At 42.7% G+C, this 19775-nt stretch carries 6 protein-coding genes and 2 tRNA genes; 5 read left to right on the forward strand and 3 right to left on the reverse strand.

What is annotated here, in order from left to right; translation table 11 throughout:
- Window positions 1-8 precede the first annotated feature (8 nt).
- From DCK90_RS07905 to DCK90_RS07920, 5 genes are all read left to right on the forward strand, one after another.
- Entirely contained in the window at window positions 9-14285 is a 14277-nt protein-coding gene (locus DCK90_RS07905) for a T9SS type B sorting domain-containing protein (protein ID WP_108245642.1), read from the forward strand.
- A 21-nt stretch (window positions 14286-14306) separates the two neighbouring features.
- Entirely contained in the window at window positions 14307-15266 is a 960-nt protein-coding gene (locus DCK90_RS07910; protein WP_108245643.1) for a PorP/SprF family type IX secretion system membrane protein, read from the forward strand.
- 47 nt (window positions 15267-15313) lie between these two features.
- Window positions 15314-15670: a dihydroneopterin aldolase gene (gene folB, locus DCK90_RS07915; protein WP_108245644.1), complete on the forward strand. Its 357-nt coding sequence runs from the start codon at window positions 15314-15316 to the stop codon at window positions 15668-15670.
- A 64-nt stretch (window positions 15671-15734) separates the two neighbouring features.
- A tRNA-Cys gene (locus DCK90_RS16975) sits at window positions 15735-15806 on the forward strand.
- A 76-nt stretch (window positions 15807-15882) separates the two neighbouring features.
- Window positions 15883-15953: transfer RNA gene (locus DCK90_RS07920), tRNA-Cys, on the forward strand.
- A 33-nt stretch (window positions 15954-15986) separates the two neighbouring features.
- On the opposite strand, the gene DCK90_RS07925 is transcribed toward DCK90_RS07920, so the two are convergent.
- From DCK90_RS07925 to rnr, 3 genes are read right to left on the reverse strand one after another with little or no spacing between them, the layout of a single operon-like run.
- Window positions 15987-16649 carry a LysE family translocator gene (locus DCK90_RS07925; RefSeq protein WP_108245645.1) on the reverse strand — a complete coding sequence of 221 codons (663 nt, stop codon included), beginning with the start codon at window positions 16647-16649 and terminating at the stop codon, window positions 15987-15989.
- Between the two features lie 2 nt (window positions 16650-16651).
- Window positions 16652-17332 (reverse strand): head GIN domain-containing protein, encoded by a 681-nt coding sequence (locus DCK90_RS07930; RefSeq protein WP_108245646.1) that lies wholly within the window; start codon window positions 17330-17332, stop codon window positions 16652-16654.
- A gap of 52 nt (window positions 17333-17384) precedes the next feature.
- A complete protein-coding gene (rnr, locus tag DCK90_RS07935) occupies window positions 17385-19568 on the reverse strand; it encodes a ribonuclease R (protein WP_108245647.1) in 2184 nt (727 codons plus the stop codon).
- Window positions 19569-19775 lie beyond the last annotated feature (207 nt).

Below are 19775 nucleotides of genomic sequence, written 5' to 3' on the forward strand. Positions count from 1 at the left end.
ACCAGCTTATGAAAAAATCACTACTCAGGTGGGGCACAATAACCTGTATGTTGCTGTTTGCTTATACAGGATTTTCACAAATAAAGAATAATCTAGATGTTCGCTATGAAAACCAACTTAAGGGAGACCTTACTTTTATAGCGAACAACATTGTGAACAGGGACAACAGTGGCGGTGACCCTGAAGACCCTTACAATGTTACTGGGTCGAGCTCATCCTACAACGATGATCTCAACATGCAGTACATTGATATTGACGGAGACCCTTCTACCTTTAGCTCCAGTAGTGCAACGTTGGCGGTTCCGGACCCCAGCTGTTCCAGAATTAGATATGCTGGTTTGTATTGGTCCGCAGTTTATCTAGACACCAATAGAAGTAGCGATTTCAACCAAGTTAAATTTCGGGTGCCAGGGGGGACTTATCAAGATATTACCGCAGATGAAATTTTATTTGATGGTGATGGTGATTCCGACTTTGGAAACTATGCCCCTTATGCCTGCTATAAAGATGTAACCGATATTGTTACTGCGCTCGGAAATCCCGATGGTGAATACTTTGTCGGAAATGTTCGTGCAAGTTCGGGAGACGCAGTACAAGGGGGTGTTTCTGGAGGGTGGACCATGGTGGTAGTTTATGAAAACCCTACCTACCCAGGTAAATATATTACCACTTTTGATGGTTATGCCGGTATCAAGGCCGGAGAAACCGTTGATATTCCCATAGATGGATTTACCACATTGCCGGCTCCATTCCCGGTAAGGGCAAAATTAGGGGTAGCTACTTTAGAGGGGGATAATAGGATTACAGGCGATCAACTATCCATTAAAGCGGATAGCAATGGTGGCTTTACTACTTTATCGAACAGTGCAAATCCTTCAACAAACTTTTTTAACAGTAATATTACTAATGAAGGTACAATAGTTACCTCCAGAAACCCCAATAGTATCAACACTTTGGGGTGGGATGTAGATCTTTTCACCATTCCAAACCCCAGCAATTCCGTAATTCCCAATGATGAAACGGGAGCTACACTAAGGGCTTCGTCCACAGGAGATAAATACGACATCTTTTTCACCTCGTTGGATGTGGAAATTATTGAACCTCAAATAAATCTTGGTAAAACCGTAGAGGATATTGCCGGAAATGATATTACAGGGCAAGGCGTGCACCTTGGCCAATATTTAGATTATGTGCTCACTTTTGAAAACGTAGGCAACGACGATGCCGTGGGATATACCATTAGGGACGTACTGCCCATTAATGTTACTTTAGATGAGTCCAGCATAAGCACGCCCACCGATGTAACTTACACATATGACCCAGCTACACGAACCATAATTTTCTCCATACCCGATCGCTATGTTGAAGAAAATGATCCAGCCGCAATAATCCGCATGCGGGTACAAGTGGCCGAAAATTGCTTTGATTTTATAGATGCCTGTACCGATATTATCGAAAACCTTGCCTATTCCACATATTCGGGAGCAATCAATCAAGCACCAATAACGGACGACCCCAGTGTATACGACTTTGATGGCTGTGGCTTTCCATATCCCGGAGCTACCAACTTTTTATTGGATGACCTTGAAGCCTGCGATTTTACGCGAACCGTACAACTCTGTGGGGACAACGTGCTCTTGGATGCAGGAGATAATTTTGACAATTATATATGGTATCGCGACGAAAACGGAAACGGTCAAATAGACGTTGGTATCGATACCGTTATTACGGACAGCGATTCCGACAGTGACCCAAGCACCATGTTGGTGAACGCTATTGGAACTTATATTGTTGACAAACAGGTTGCTGACCCTTGTAAGGACTTTCAGGAAATTATAACTGTGGAACTGTTCGGTTCCGTTCAATCCAACCCTATTACGGCATTGATCAATGACACTTCCAACACCATTGATGGAGCCATTGATATTTGCCCCAATGACGGTAGCGAACTTCCTGAAATTTTCCTTTGTGGATTAAACGATAGCGAACTCATCCAAATAAATATCCCAGATGCAACCAGCATTGTTTGGGAACAATTGGACGAGAGCAGTTGTACTGCATCGGTTGATGGTTGTGCAAACACCAACTCCGGTTGTACTTGGAACACTGTTGACACAGGAAACGACTTTTTGGCCCAAAACACGGGACAGTATCGATTGGTGATCAACTACCAAAATGGATGTTTTAGCAGGTTCTACTTCAATATATACAAGAACCCGCTCAATCCACAATATATCTCCGAAGATATTATCTGCACAAACCCTGGTAGTATAGAGGTGATCAATATGCCGGATACCTACGAGTTTCAATTAGTAGACCAAACCACTGGGAACGTTCTTGTTCCCTATGGTCCCGATAAAACTTTCGAAATTACCAATAATGGGGCCTACATGGTAGAAATGAGACAGCAAGGTGTAACCGATGGCTGTGTCTTCGTTTTGGACAACATAGGTATTTTGGACCGTGACTTCCAAGTCGATGTCTCTACCGTAAACACAAGCTGCAACGATTTAGGTGAGATTTCTATATCTGTTTTAAATGTAGAACCTCAATATTACTATGAAATTTCCCAAGGAGGCACCGTAGTGGACGACTATGGGCCTTCTGATGATAACAACTACACCTTTGAAAACTTAAACAGCGGTGTGTACGATGTCACCGTTTCTACAGACGACGGTTGTATTTATACCGAACAGGTGACCATACTTGACGAAGCTGATTTAGAGCTTGAAGCAAGGGTTTCACAGCACATTACATGTAGGGAAGGAAATATACAAATGTCTTCAACAGGGGGTAGAACCCCACACTTGTATGCTATCTGGTCCTTTGTGGACAGGAATGGGGTAACACAGATTTCATACCCCAGTGTAGCGGATATCCCGCCTTCCGAATACCAGACCAGTCAGATTTTTGATGTTGTAGGGGCTGCGGGAGCAGGTACATATACCTACGTGGTTATGGACCGAAATAACTGTCATGCCTTTTCAAATCCGGTCGATATTGAGTTCAGACCTGCCGCCGAATACAATGCAACATCGGTAATGGATGTATTGTGCTACGGGGAATCAACAGGTACAATCACTTTCAATTTGGTGGATGACAATGGGTATCAGCTTACCTACTACCTATTTGACGCAACTGGTTTTGACGAGGACAACTATGACTTTGCCAATGCGTTGGCCACTAATACCTCTGGTAATTTCCCTGGTTTGGGAACTGGTGATTATGTAGTGGTCATCAACCAAAGAAAAGGTAGTGCCTCTTGTGACTATTACGAATACCATTCCATATCCGCACCAACCAATGCCTTGGATGCCGAGGTTGAAATTGTACAGGACTATACCTGTGCACAACTCGGAGAAGTAAGGATATTCAATGTTCAAGGAGGCAATGGACCATATGAATATAGCATTGACGGCGTAAATTTTGTTTCCGATTCCGGTACCTTATTGGAAGAATCCTTTGGCAACTTAACAGATGGCACTTATACTTTGACGGTCAGGGATGCCAATGGTTGTACATTTGATGACTCATTGACGATTGCTCCTTTGAATCCTCCAACGGATATCGATTTCGCCGCAACCGATCCATTATGTCCGAGTTTTGTTTCAGATGTGTCCCTAACAGTTACAGGGGGTAGTCCAAACTTGGTCTATGAAATAATTTCGCCCTCTGGCAGTGCGGTCAACAACGGTAACAACAGTACATTTGCAGGCTTGGCTCCAGGAACCTATATGTTCAGGGTAACCGATAACGATGGATGTAGTTACGATGAAAGTTTCACCATTGACCCGGTAACTGAAATTTCCGTGACCGGACAATTGATTAACAATATCAGTTGTTTGGGTGAAGAGGATGGTGAAATCCAGTTTACCGTCACCAATTTCAATACAGATTTTGATTATACGGTAACAGGTCCCGACAACTTCTCTGGTTCAGCACAGACCAATGGCACTATACAATTGACCAACTTGGCTGCCGGAACCTACACCATCACGGTTACGGATAACCTTACCAACTGTACCGATACAGCAAACATTACGATCAACGCACCGCCTTCAGCAGTAACAGCACCATTTACAGTAACCCAACCAACCTGTTTGGCAGATGGTTCCGTAAATATTACCGCCAGTGGAGGATGGGGCAGTTTTACCTATGAAATCACTGCTGGGCCTGAAACTTTTGGTCCGCAATCAAGCGGCTTCTTTGCCGGGCTTGACCAAGGAGGAACCTATACCTATACGGTAACCGATGCAAACGGATGTATATTCACCGATGATTTTGTAATCAATGAAGCCATAGCTCCCGAATTGGACATTGTTCCAAACGACATTTGTTATGATGATGCCACGGGATTAACACTTACCGCAAATATAGTTTCCGGTGGTGATGGAAATTATGAATACAGCTTAAATGGAGGGCCATATGTTACCAACAATGTGTTTACGGGTTTGGGCCCAGGAACCTATACCATTACGGTAAGGGATGGAAATGATTGTATCGATACAGAATCCATTACCATTGACCCTGAACTCAGTGTGGTCGCTTCAGCACCAAATATTACCGCTTGTGAAACCGATACCGATGTGACCATTTCTGCTGCCGGTGGAGACGGAAACTATGTGTATGCCGTGGTTGCCAACGGAACAACGCCTGGCGCAAGTGACTTTTCAACCACCAATCCGGTTACCGTAACCGGTGCCGGCGACTATGTTGTCTATGTAAGGGATAATGGTGGGGCATCCGGATATTGCGAAACTACCTATGATATCTCCATTACCCAAGATGATCCCTTGGCCATTGCCATATCTAACACGGATATTCTATGTAGTGGTGAATCTCAAGCAGAAATAACCATTTCCGCAACAGGAGGTGAAGCACCATATACCTACAGTATAAACAATGGGTCGACCTACCAAACATCGAATATCTTTTACAACCAGCCCGCAGGCAGCTACAACATTCGTGTTAGGGACGCCAATAATTGTGAGGTAACCGAAATTTACACTATTACCGAACCATTGACCCTTTCTGCCTCTGCAGCAGTTACAGCCTTGGCCGAATGTAATCCAGGAATGGGTGCGGAAGTACGAATTACCAATGCCATTGGTGGTACAGCTCCCTATCAATATAGTTTTGATGGAGGATCAACTTATGGAGCAAGTTCCATTGGCTATTTGATGCCAGGAACCCATACCGTTTACATTAGGGATGCAAACCTTTGTACCTTCCCTATGACGGTTACCATAGAACCGGAACCGACACCCCCGAATGCTACGGCAACTGTAGATTATGAGTGTGATGGCGAGGGTACAATAACTGTAACCCCAGATAGCGCAGATTTCGACTATACCTACGAAATCAATGGCACATTAAATACACCTAACGACTCCAATGTATTTAGCGATGTACCTGTTGGGAATCATACCATTACCGTAAACTACACCAGTAATTCGGCACCCACACCAAGCATTCTGCTTTCAGAGAATTTTGGAACAGGACCAAACACCAGTATTTCGGAAATTGACCCAGTGTATTGCTACGAGCCACAGAATGGTACTCCTAACTCATGTGGGTGGGCTATAAACACAGAAGTCCAAGATGGAGAATACTCTGTAACACAGGTGATTGCAAATCCATACGGAAGTTGGCTAAGTCCAAATGACCATACCGGTGTAGCGAATGGAAGGTTCTTGGCCATCAATGTTGGCGGAGTGGCCGGAGTTGGCGGTATCGTTTATCAAAAAACTGATGTTGAGGTCGTTCCAAACCGTGATATCACCGTATCACTTTGGGCATTTAACCTTTTGAGAACAGGAACAAGCGGTGGTGATCCATCTATTGAAATACAATTGGTAGATGGTTCCGGCACCGTTATCCAAAGTACCACAACGGGAAACATTCCTAAAAACAATGGAGCTTCCGACTGGCACGATTATAATGTAACCCTAAACCCTGGGGCCAACTCCAATCTGGATATTGTAATCCGTACCAACTCTTCCGTAACAGATGGAAACGACATCGCCATCGATGATATTGAGGCCTATCAAATTCCAGAAGTATGTGGTGGGTCCATCACATTGAATGTTACCGTTGAAGATGGCAATGCTTTCGACGGTGCCGTAACTGCTTTCACAGATCTTACCTGTAATGGTGCAGCTGACGGTACGATCACGTTTGAAGTTGAAAATTTTGATCCAACAACTGGATTTACCTATCAGGTGGACGGAGGTGCAATTTCTGGCACCCAGCTTTCAAGCCCAATTACCATAACCGGCCTTGATGCAGGACCTCATACCATCGAAATTATAGATTTAAGGGATCCCACATGTTCCGTAGTTCTAAACCAGACATTGGCTCAACCCGATGTTTTGGATGTAACTGCTACCATTGTCAACGAACTAACATGTACCAATGGTGGGGCTACCATTTCCGCCACTGCAACAGACGGAACACCTACATATGAGTATCAATTGGAAAACACCAGTGGCACATTATTAGCAGCCTACCAACCCACAGGTACGTTCTCTGGTTTAGCAGCAGGAGACTATGTTGTAAGGGCAAGAGATGCCAATATGTGCGAGGATACCGTAACTATCACAGTTGACCCGGCCGAAATTATTGCGTTTGATTTAACTCCAACGTTATGTTATAGCGGAAACAATGATGGAAGCATTCAGGTAGATGTAACAAGTGGTAACGGAAACTATCAATTTAGGATAAACAATGGAGCTTGGATGACACCAACTCCGACCACCGAACCAACGTATACCTTTATAAACTTAGGTGCTGGAACCTATACCATTGAGGTTCGTGATGACTTTGGTTGTTCAGCTACCGATACGGCAACGATCAATCCTGCTTTGACCGCATCGGCATTCCTAAACAATGATTTGACTTGTTTGGACGATGCCAGCATTCTTATTAATGCAACGGGCGGTTCGGGGATTTACACCTACGAATGGTCCAACGATGCCGGGGCATCATACAATTCAACCGGATTTACTGGAAACGAATTCAATACCAACGTAGATGGAACTTACATGTTCCGAGTTACCGATAGCGCCGGTTGTACAGTTACAACGAACAGTATTATTATTACTCCGGCAACTCAACCCGTAATCAGCAGCGTTACCCCAACGGATATTTTGTGTAATGGGGAAAATACAGGAGCGTTGGATATTGTAATCGATACTTCTGTGGGAGTTCCTCCATACACTATCAATGTGGTTGAAATCAATGGCCCCACCAATTACGGCAGCCAAACTACAGGACTCCCTGCTGGTGACTACGAAGTTACGGTGACAGATTCCAAAGGTTGTGTTTCCGACCCGTTTCCCGTGGTTATATCGGAACCAGACCCTATTACTTATATTACAACGGATGTGCCCATTACCTGTGATTCCAGTTCTGGGGTAACAAACCCAGGTTCTATCACTATTTCAGGTGTTTCTGGCGGAACCGCTGAATATACCTATATACTTACTGCAAATAACGGTATTGCACCTCAAACCTATACAACTACATCTGGAGCCAGAGATCATACTTTTACGGTATTGGAATTTGGAATCTATCAAATAGATGTTGTTGATGCCAACGGATGTGCTTCTTATACCACAGAAATTATTGCATCCCCACCCAATGATCTTGATATTGATGTGAGTACAACTACCGCAGATTGTGTATCTGGAGGTACTGCAATAGTTACCGTAGGATCTGCTGTTGGAAGTGGAAATTATGAGTTTGCCATCTTGGAAAATTATAACGCTCCTTACGTGGATGATCCTGCAAACGATTATATTTCTCCCGATACACCGGGGGGAGATACTGCAACTTTCACAGGCCTTACCCCAGGTATCACCTATACCTTTGTGGTTTTTGACCTCACTACCAACTGTTATTATTTTGAAGAAGCTGCGGCCCCTATCAATACACCTTCTTTAATGACATCAAATCTAGATGTTGTAAACAATGTGAGTTGTACCGGTTCCTCAGATGGAAACATATCCTTTACTTTCACTGGGTTTGATGCTTTGGCAACCTCGGTAAACTATGAAATTTTTAATAGGCAATCCAATGTATCAACTGGCTATAGCGGAACAGCACCAGTTAACGCTCCAACAACGGTAACCATTAACAATTTTGGCACACTTCCTCCAGGAGAATACTATCTGTTGTTATCAGAGGTTGGAGGACCAAACAATGGTTGTTCTGTAGACGGTGGAGAATTTACGATTCGTGAATCTGCCAATGCGCTGGATTTAGATGTGACAAGCCCACAAAACGACAATTGTAACCCTAATGCAGGAGTAATTGCTGCCACAGGAAGATATGGTACCGCTCCTTATACATACCAATATTTGTTGGATACCGACCCAGCACCAACTGCTGTAAGTGCCGGATGGACCAGTAGCAGCACTGCTAATGTAGAGGCCGGGGATTATATAGTATATGTAATGGATGCCTACGGATGTATCCAGAGCGAGCCAATAACCGTACTTGAAGATCCAAGTCCGGAAATATCCCTAGTTGTGGTAGACGAATGTGTGGACGAAGGACAGTTCCAAGTGACCATAACCTTGGACAATGCTGCGGTGGCAATGGCTCCGTTCCAAATAAGCGTGAACGGTTCGGCCTACCAGACGTTCACTTTTGATGGCAGCGACCAATATACAATTTCAGGACTAAGTTCCGGCACAAATCAATCCGTATCGGTTAGAGATTTAAATGGTTGCTCTGATTCCGAAACATTTGATATATATCCTCCATTGGAATTCAATGTAATACAAACTGTTGCATTGGATTGTGAACCAGGTAATCTGGCCTACGGAGAATTACAAATAGAAGTGCTTTCCGGATCAGGAAACTACGAGTTCGAAATTGACGGTCCGGACCCATATGATGAACCAAGAGGAGCATTGACCCTCGATGCCTCCAACCAATTTACTTGGGCAGGAGCAGGGGCGGCAGGTAGTTATGTAGTGTTGGTGTACGATATTGGCACAACAGCTCCTTACTGTTCCCAATCCATTACCGTTGATGTTCCCGATGCTCCTTTACCATCATTTACCTCAACGTATACCGATGTTACCTGTAATGGTGCCGATGACGGTACAATTTCTGTAAGCGCAGTAGATAATGGAATTGGTCCATATACCTTTGAAATTATTTCGGCTACCGATGGATCTATATCCGTACCGATCGCACCTACATCTAATACCAACTTTACAGCAAACTTTACTGGTCTTGCTGGTTCTGTAACCGGTATAACATATACTATTGAAGTTACAGCGGCTAACAACTGTACCCATATTGAAACTGTTACCATTAGTGAACCAGAAGCAATAATAGTTCCCGCACCGACAGTTGATCAATTTGCCTGTACAGCCGGCAACAACATGAACAATGCCATGATCACTGTTGATGGCTCTTCCATCACCGGCGGAAGCGGCTCTTACGTTCGTTACGAATTCATCAATGATGCAGGCTCCGTAGTGGTTCAAACCGGCAGTAACCCTGTTTACATTGAAACTGATGTGAACGGGGGAAGCTATACCATCAATGTGTATGACGACAATGGTTGTGTGGGAACCACCACCGCCACTATCGACCCATTTGATGAAATCACCAATGCGACGGCTGCCATAACCAATCCAATAAGCTGTAATCCAGGGACCGATGGTGAAATCACCATTACCGTAAGCTCTACGGCAGGAGATCCAAGTCGTTTCGAGTACAGTATTGATAATGGAGCTACTTGGCAAGCATCCAACGTATTCGGTGGTTTGAGCGCTGGAACACATAATTTTGTAGTGAGGCACCTAGATACCGGTTGTACAGTCACTACTTCGGAAACAATTGCAGACCCCAACACCTTTACCATTGATGTAAATGTAGTGAGCGATGTAATTTGTTATGGAACAGATAGTGGTCAAGTAACCTTTGAACTTTTGGATGCCACATATTCCGGTGGGTTCAATTGGACCATTTACAATACCAACGGAACACCGGTAGATCCGTCCGATGATACCGTAGTTGCCAATGGAAACTCCACTACAACAGGACCTACTGCAGCAATAAACATAGCGGCAGGCAGCTATATTGTGGAAATTGCACAAGATGCCTTCCCCGAATGTACAAATATTGAAGCCTTTACCATTGCCGGTCCTTCATCCACAATAACCGGTGACACTGAAATGACACCGATAACCTGTGATCCGGGCAACGATGGAATTATAGAGGTTGTTGACGTTCAAGGTGGATGGGGAGGATATACCTACTATGTAGATACAACTCCGAACCCAGATCCGAACAACCCGGCAAACTACGTGGCCAATGCAAGATTTGATGGTCTTTCCGCTGGAACTTACGAAGTTTGGGTAATGGACCAAGAAGGGTGTTCAGTTCAACTTACAGATGTTGAACTTACCGTTCCCGACCCTATTCTGGCCGATTTAAGAATCAATCAAGCCAATTGTACCAACCTTCAAGGAGAAATTGAAGTTGTGGGCATACCAGCAACCGATCCTGTTAGTGGTGGCCAAGGAAGCAATTATACCTATCAATTGATTCGAAATGGAGCCAACGTAGGTTCACCACACACCAATACCATATTCTCTGGATTAGGCGCCGGTACCTACCAAGTTTATATTGAAGACCAATGGGGTTGTTTTATCACCGTAGGACCAGTGGTATTGACCAACGCTATGACTGCCACTGCCGCCGTTGTTAAACCCATCGATTGTACCATCAATCCGGGAGGGGAAATAACCGTAACGGTGACCGGTGGTTCTTCCAACCTACAATACAGTACAGTGAGTCCGGTTACATCGACCATTATCACTAATACTGATGGTATTTTTACCAACCTTACGGAACCAGGCAACTATGTATTTACCATAACAGATCTGGATACTGCTGAACCTTGTACCTATGTGGTTTCACAAGTGTTGGATGATAAGGTAGATCCAGAACTATTGGATGCTACCATACAAAATGTTAGCTGTTTTGGTGGAAGTGATGGAAGTATTTTAGCAGTCCTTAATCCGTCTACCGCAACCAATCCAATTTATCAATATGAATTGATTGGACTTAGTGCCGGTGCACCAAGCAGACCATTACAAAATAATCCTTTGTTCGAAAATCTGCCCGCAGGAAACTACGAAGTTCGTGTGGTTTCCTCCAGATCATGTGAAGACGTTAAGGCAGAGAGCGTTATTGAACCCGCTGTTCTGGACGCAACAGCTACGGCAACACCGTTCATTTGTACCCCGAGCAATTCCGTGGATGAATCAACAATATCTGTTACGGCCACGGGAGGAACCGCTCCATATTTCTACAGTTTTAATGGAAATGGTTTCGATTCGAGCGCTACTTTTGATGTGGTTGACAATGGAACCGTTCAAACCATCAACTATGTGGTTAGGGATGCCAATGGTTGTGAATTCCCGGATAGTATTACAGTTCAACCTTTGAACACGTTCACATTGGATGCCTCTCAAGATATAGCTATAACTTGTCTGAATCCAGAAAGCGTAATCCTGACCGTTACGGAATCTACCCCTGGCGATACCTACACATTCGAATTATTGCCCGTTGGAAATCCTTATGGAAGTGTGGTACCCAGTTCGGTTACAGCAACTACGGCAACTTTTGAGTTGACCCAACCCGGTAGTTATACATTCAGGGCGACCAATGATGTTACCGGTTGTTATGCACAGACAATTTACACTGTAGCTCCATACGATACCATAGATGTAGTGGCAACGGCGACCGCTGCGGCAGTGTGCTTTGACGATGCTGGTGAAATTACGATAGATGTTACCGGATATGCGGGAGCTTATGATTATGAAGTATACAGAACGGATGGAACACTGATCGTATCCGGAAATGAAAATACGTCGTCAGGCTCATTTGCTATAACACACCTAGATTTGATAGGTGGCAACTATTATGTTGAAGTCACTGCAACAGGTACTCCTTTTTGTGGTGCCACCTCAGGTACGGTGACCATAGTTTCACCAAGCGCTGAGCTGGATTTTACACCACAAGAAGTGGCAAACGTTACCTGTACCAATGATCTAGGGGAAATAATGATTAATCCAACGGGAGGTTATGCACCTTACGACATTGTATTGACCAATACCACAACGACACAGGTCTACACCATTAATGATGTACAAAGCTATGTGTTCACAGGATTGTCCGAGGGCAACTATACAGTACGAGTAACCGATGACGGCGGCTGTTTTGAGGATAGAACCTTGACCTTGCTACCACCTGCGCCAATAGTAGCAGATATAGATGCTGCTCCAATAGATCTATTGTGCTATGGTGATCAAAGTGCATCCGTGTGGGCACATTCAGTGACCGGAGGAAGTGGTTCCTATGATTACCAACTGAACTATTATGATGAAACGGGAACGACCATTGTATTCACCACAGGTCCCCAAAGAAGCAACATGTTCAATAATCTAGGTGCAGGAACCTACAGTATTACGGTTACCGATAATTGGAGTTGTAGTGATACCACAGATACCGTTACCATTTCGGAACCGACCGAAGTAAGCGCTTCTCTGATCAAACTTGCAGACCTTACCTGTTTGACCGACGGAAGCATGCGTTTATCCGCTACAGGTGGTACAGCACCTTACCAGTATTTTGATGAAAATACGTCAACTTGGGAAGATTTTGACAATCCTACGTATCATGATTTCTTGAACATGGGGCCAGGTCAATATCAATTTGAAGTGAGGGATGCCAATCAATGTACTGCCATGATTTCCAATCAGGTCAGTTTAAGAGAACCACCTGAATTAATATTGGAAATAAATGACAGGGCCGCTTTCATCAATTGTGCTGGAGAAGCCACTGCTACCATAATTGCGAGTGCCACTGGCGGTCTTGGTAACTATAGCTACGAATTGTTCAGCGATGCAGGTTTCACCAATTTGGTAGATGGACCAAATACCACAGGAAGGTTTGATGACCTTATGGCCGGTGAGTATTATGTTAGGGTAACCAGCGAAGATTGTATTGAAGAATCTCCAATGATTCCAATCATAGACCCAGCTCCTTTGCAAGTTGATAGGGAAGAATTTACGGATATTACCTGTGCCGGAATGGAAGATGGTACCATTTCCGTTGAGGTCTCCGGTGGAACTGGTGAGATTCTATACGCCATTTCACCTAACCTTAATAGATTCGATACCGAAAACACCTTTACCGATTTAGCCCCAGGCATTTACGATGTTATTGCCCAGGATGTAAACGGATGTTTCATTACGTTCCAGTTTGAACTTGAACAACCAGAACCTATTGTTGCCGAGGCCATCAACATTATGGATGAGGTTTGTTTTGAAAGTGGCGATGGTTCGTTCGAAATTCAAATTTCAGGTGGTACAGCACCGTATGAAACTAGTTTGAACAGTAGTGTCGATGCAAATTTTGTCCAAGGTCAAACCTTGTTCCAAAACCTAACTGCAGGAGCACATGTGGTATTCATTAGAGATGCACAAGGTTGTGAAACGAATGTTATTGTAGAAATAGACCCAGGAGTAATCCTTGCTGCCACTGTAACCCCAATGTACGAGTGTACCGGAAATATACCCAACAACTATTTGGACATTGTTTTGGAAGATGAATCCGTAGCCGGCGACCTAATGTACGCTCTGGATTCTACCGACCCAGCAGATATGCAACTATCCGCTGACTTCACCAATATGACGCCAGGTGAGCATTACCTCACCATAGCACATGCCAATGGTTGTATGGTAACCTATGAATTTACCATTGATACTTTTGAACCTTTGGTATTGACATTGGAGAACAGAACCATCAATCAAATTACGGCAATTGCAGAAGGTGGTGTAGAGGATTATACCTTCTACTTCAATGATGTGGACAATGGAACGGACAACACTTTCTTTATTAACAGAACAGGAACTTATACGGTAACAGTGATCGATCAGAACGGTTGTGAGGCCACAGCAGAAATATTTATGGAGTTCATAGATATTGAATTCCCGAACTTTTTCACCCCAGATGGCGACGGTCGCAACGACTTTTGGATACCTGACAACATTGAAGGGTTCCCAGACGTACTAATCAAGATTTATGACCGTTATGGTAGAGTAGTGGAAGAGATGACCCGCAACGTTGCAGGTTGGGATGGTAACTACGACGGTAAACCATTACCTACCGGAGATTACTGGTATGTTGTCCGACTTGAGGGAGAACAAGATAACAGAGAGTTTGTAGGTCACTTTACATTATACAGAGAATAAACACTTAACCTGCTTAACCCCATGCAAAAAAGAATATACGTAACCATCTTATTGTTTTCCTTGGCATTTATTGCCAAGGGACAAGAGTTGACCGTACCCCAATTATCCCAATACATTGCCGATAATCCATTTTTAATGTCCCCTACCTATGCAGGTATCGGTGACCATATAAAAGTCCGTTTAAACGGTCTTACGCAATGGGTAGGAATAGAAGATGCACCAGATACACAGACCTTGGCCGCAGACGCCAGAATAGGGAATAGATCAGGGGTTGGTATGATGCTCTATAACGATAGCAATGGATATACCAGACAAAGAGGTGCCAGGGTATCATTTGCCCACCATTTGACATTGGATAGGTACGATGATATTTTTCTATCCTTCGGTATCTCCTACAACTTTAACCAGTTTAGGGTAGATGTAGAGCAATTCAGGGAAAACAATGGACAATTGCCAGCTGATGATAAGGCCACGACCAATCATAATTTTGATCTGGGGGTGCTTTATCGTTATGATAAATTCTTCTTTAGTGCAAATGCAGGTAATGTACTGAACAAGGATCTCTCCAATTTCAATACCGATATTATTACCATAGAGCCCAATAAGCTCAGAAACTATTATGTTTATTCCGGTTACAGCTTTTCCAAGAGCAAGAACAGTAAATTGGAAATTGAACCCTCTGTATTCTTTCAGTGGTTCGAAAGCGATGGCCGTTCCGTTACCGATTTGAACGCCAAGTTCCGCTTCCGTGATTTTGAAGATTACTACTACGTAGGTCTCACTTATCGTTTTTTGAACGATCAGTTAGGAAAACCATTGTACATAGCACCTATAGCCGGTCTTAAAAAAAGTAATTTCTATTTTGGATATTCCTATCAGGTAATCACTAATGAAATTTTGGGATATAGCACAGGTACACATGTTGTTACGGTGGGAATGGATCTTTTCCAAGGAATAAGTAACTGTAGATGTATGTATTAATTTAATGTGTTTTAACGTATTTTTGCCCTTTCTTATAATTCACAGTTTTGGGTAAAATCAGGTTAAAAAATATTAGGATACACTCCAATCATGGATGTTTAAAGGAGGAAATGCTCATTGGGAGCGATTACAGGGTTGATCTTGAGATTTCCGCAGATCTTTCCCGACCTGCAATCTCCGATCAGTTAAGTGAAACTGTGGATTACGTTCATCTGAACAATATTATAAAAGAAGAAATGAAGGTACGTTCCAATTTATTGGAACATGTGGCCAAGCGTATTATTGATCGTATTTTTAAAGAAATACAAGAAGTAACCGAAGTGGAAGTAGAAGTTTCCAAGATTAATCCACCCATTGGGGGCGATGTGGAAAGTGTTTCGGTGAAACTCGGAATTACTCGATAAACCGCTGATAATTAAGCGCTGAATAAAATTATGTTTTTTTATTTTTGCTTTTAGCATTTTAAACGGCATTGTGGTCGAATTGGATAGACAAAGTCCCGCAAGGATTTTTATGGTGGTTCGAGTCCACCCGATGCCTCAAAATCATTGCATGAATATTTAGATTATTTTCAATCCAGATATTCATAAAATATTTTTAGCTTTGCGATCCCTTTGGCATCGTGGCCGAGTGGCTAGGCAGAGCTCTGCAAAAGCTTGTACAGCGGTTCGAATCCGCTCGATGCCTCAAAACCCAGTACTTAGTGCTGGGTTTTTTTGTTTATAGGTCCTCTATTCTTTCTATCCGCTCTTGGAGATCGAATCTGTCATTCGGTAAAAATCCCTTGCTTATCAATACAATACCGCAAATAATCAATACAATTCCCAATCCCTTTTTAATCAAAACAATGCGTTCTTGGGTCAAGTACCTTTTTAACTGTTTCGCCAAAATAATTTTAATCAGGTCAGTTGCAAAGTAGACTATCAGTACGGTGCCGAAAAAGACCACCATTCTATTGGGATTGTTTTCCAAACTGGGCCCTACAACGATAATGAGCCCCAACCAAAAGGCCAATACCCCAATATTTATAAAATTCAAAAGAAAACCCTTTGCCAACAGTCCAACGTAAGTACCTTTGGAAGCCTTTACATTGGCCTTCTTTTTGGCCTTCTTCACAAAAAGAAAAATTCCATATACCAATAAAATCATTCCCCCAAAGACAAATAATCCAGGTTCGTTGCTCAAATTTTCCAGTAATTGGAAACTACTGAAATAAGCTATGAGCAAAAAAACAATATCGGCCAAAATGACCCCTATATCCAAACTTACTCCCGCCCTGAAACCTTTTGTGGCACTCGTTTCCAACAATACAAAGAAAACAGGTCCAATCATAAAGCTCAATAAAAATCCCAATGGGATAGCAGCTTGGATATCATCAATCATTTTTAATTCACTCTTTTTATTTTTCCACCGAAAAGGGTCTGCTCGTCCATTTTCTTCGGATCACCATATACCAGAACTTCGCCCCCGGCCTTTACATTGGCCTTTACATAGTCTGTTGCATAAATTTCGGCATTGCCGCCCGCATTTACACTAATGGTGGTAAATTTTGTTTTAAAGTTTCTACCGCTGTATTCACCGCCAGTATTGATTATTACATCTTGATTATTGGAAAAGCCACCTGCAAAAACTTTACCTCCGGAAACCGCTTTGATCAATAATTGGTCTACTTCACAGTTTATTTCCAATTCTCCGCCTTCTTGTGATTTAAGTTCCAAAACCTTTTGCACATACGTATCGTCGGAAGATATTCTGGCATCCTCGTTCACATCTATCACTACCAGTTCCTCGGAGTGATACAAATCTACGTAAGTTCTATATCCACTGAATATTTTAACGATTTCCATCCGGATTTTCAAGACACCTTCGTTGTTAACAATCGCCACATTTGATGTATTTGCACCGGTGATTACCGCCTTGTTTTCGTTTGATCGTATCAAATTGATGGAAATGCCATCAAACCCTTTTACTTCGGTATACTTTTGAAGCTTTTTGGTTATGGTAGCATCCTGGGCTTCAATATATTGAAGGGATAGGAACAAAATAACAATCGTAATAATTCTCATGTTATAAAAATTTGGTTCTCAATAGGATAACAAATTTTATTCCAAAATAGTATTATTTCTTTTTACCGATCAACGAAAAGTCAAGATGGCGTTTTACCAGATCTGTGTTCTTCACCATCACATAAACTTCGTCACCCAGCTGGTACATCCGTTTGGTACGTTCCCCTATTATGGCATACTGGCGTTCATCAAAAACATAATAATCATCTTTGATATCACGGATACGGATCATGCCCTCACATTTGTTCTCCACAATTTCCACATAGATGCCCCATTCGGTAACACCAGAAATTACACCTAAAAATTCCTGATCCTTGTGATCCTCCATGAATTTTATCTGCATGTACTTGATGGAATCCCGTTCCGCATTGGCGGCCAAGAGTTCCATGTCCGAGGAATGCTTGCACTTTTCTTCATAAATGGTTGCTTTTGGCGCCTTTTCCTTGTCAAGATAGTGCTGCAGCAAACGGTGGACCATTACATCTGGATAACGACGTATGGGCGAAGTAAAATGGGTATAATATTCAAAGCCAAGTCCATAGTGACCAATATTCTCGGTGGTATAGATCGCCTTGCTCATACTACGGATAGCCAAAGTATCCACCAAGTTCTGTTCTTTTTTGCCTTTTACGTCCTCCAATAATTTATTTAGGGACTGGTTAATGGTCTTACTGTCCTTTAGGTTGATACTATGTCCAAATCTGGAAATAACTCCGTTCAGCGCCATTAATTTGTCCTCATCCGGCTTATCGTGCACTCGGTACACAAACGTTTTCTTCTGTTTACCTATATATTCGGCAACCTTTCTGTTGGCCAAGAGCATAAATTCCTCGATCAACTTGTTGGCATCCTTTGCTTCTTTAAAGTAAACGCCAACAGGTTCGTTATCTTCAGATAGATGGAACTTCACCTCTATTTTATCAAAAGAAATGGCGCCGGCATCCATGCGGGCCTGTCTCATGATCTTTGCCAATCTATCAAAAGTGAGAACGGCATCCACAATATCATTAGATACGGAATAAGCGTTTTCACGAATGGATATCTCTTTAGGAATGTTGTTTTGCTCTGTTTCTATGATATGCTGGGCCTCTTCGTAGGCAAAACGTTCGTTGGAATTAATGGCGGTTCTACCAAACCATTGGTTTATCAATTTAGCATTGTCGTCCATTTCGAAAACCGCAGAGAAGGTATATTTTTCCTCGTTGGGCCGAAGGGAACAGGCCATATTGGACAACACCTCGGGCAACATGGGAACTACCCTGTCCACCAAATAAACCGATGTGGCCCTGTCGTAAGCCTCATCTTCCAAAATAGTGTCCGGCTGGACATAATGCGAAACATCGGCGATATGGATACCAATTTCGTAATTGCCATTTTCCAATTTTTGAAAAGAAAGTGCATCATCAAAATCCTTGGCATCCTTTGGGTCGATGGTAAAGGTTAGCACATCGCGCATATCCCTTCGCTTGGCAATTTCGGATTCTTTTATACTCGTATCCAATGTTTTGGCAAACTGTTCCACTTCATACGGAAACTCATGCGGCAAACCGTATTCGGCCAAAATAGAGTGTATCTCGGTATTGTGTTCCCCCGGTCTTCCTAAGACTTCCACGATTTCTCCATAAGGCGAATCGGTATCATCCGGCCAATCACCAAGATTCACCAAAACCTTATCACCATCATTGGCCTTCTTCATTTTTTCCGCAGGGATAAAAATATCCGTATACATCCTAGAATCGGTAGGGCGTACAAAAGCAAAGCTTTTTTGCTTATCAACAATACCTACATACGATGATTTTTTACGTTCGAGCACTTTGGAAATCTCACCTTCCATCTTCTTGCTCTTTCGTCTTGGCTTTATAAAAACTTCGACCGTATCACCATGGAAAGCCCGGTTCAGATTATTGTTATGTATAAAGATGTCATCCTCTAGTTCATCAACAATAATATAAGCATTGCCACTTGTGGTTAAATCTACCCTACCAGTGTAATACGTGTGAAGTGATTGCTTCTTTTGATACTTGCCCCGTTCGGGCTCCAGAATACGGTCACTGGCCCTCAACTGTCCCAAACGTTTGATTAAAAGGTTTCTATCTTGGGTATCGATTATTCCAAGTTTAGAGGCTATTTGCTTGTAATTAAAGGTTTTAGATGGTTCTTTTTCCAGTATGGTGAAAATGCCCTTAGTAATTTCATTCTTTCGCTGACTCCCAGCTCTCTTCTTTTTCTTTGACATTAACGTCCTTATTTTTTTGAAAAATACGAATTATAATCCTTGACCAACAAGGAAAGGAAGAGTAATCTCAAACAAAGTCAACTTTATCAACAATAATCAATATTATATATTTTCTTCTTTTTTAAATTTAATTAAAATGATGATTATGATTGATCGTTGAAATGTGGAATAAAATTTTTTCAAAAAAGTTGCTTTGAACGATCAAAA

Origin of the sequence: Muricauda brasiliensis (assembly GCF_003057865.1) — a bacterium.
Taxonomy (GTDB): Bacteria; Bacteroidota; Bacteroidia; order Flavobacteriales; family Flavobacteriaceae; genus Flagellimonas; species Flagellimonas chongwuensis.

Bases quoted from the DNA above. Each gene is read 5' to 3' on its own strand.
- DCK90_RS07905 (WP_108245642.1), top strand. From the start codon at position 9: ATGAAAAAATCACTACTCAGGTGGGGCACAATAACCTGTATGTTGCTG.
- DCK90_RS07910 (WP_108245643.1), top strand. From the start codon at position 14,307: ATGCAAAAAAGAATATACGTAACCATCTTATTGTTTTCCTTGGCATTT.
- DCK90_RS07925 (WP_108245645.1), bottom strand. From the start codon at position 16,649: ATGATTGATGATATCCAAGCTGCTATCCCATTGGGATTTTTATTGAGC.
- DCK90_RS07930 (WP_108245646.1), bottom strand. From the start codon at position 17,332: ATGAGAATTATTACGATTGTTATTTTGTTCCTATCCCTTCAATATATT.
- rnr (WP_108245647.1), bottom strand. From the start codon at position 19,568: ATGTCAAAGAAAAAGAAGAGAGCTGGGAGTCAGCGAAAGAATGAAATT.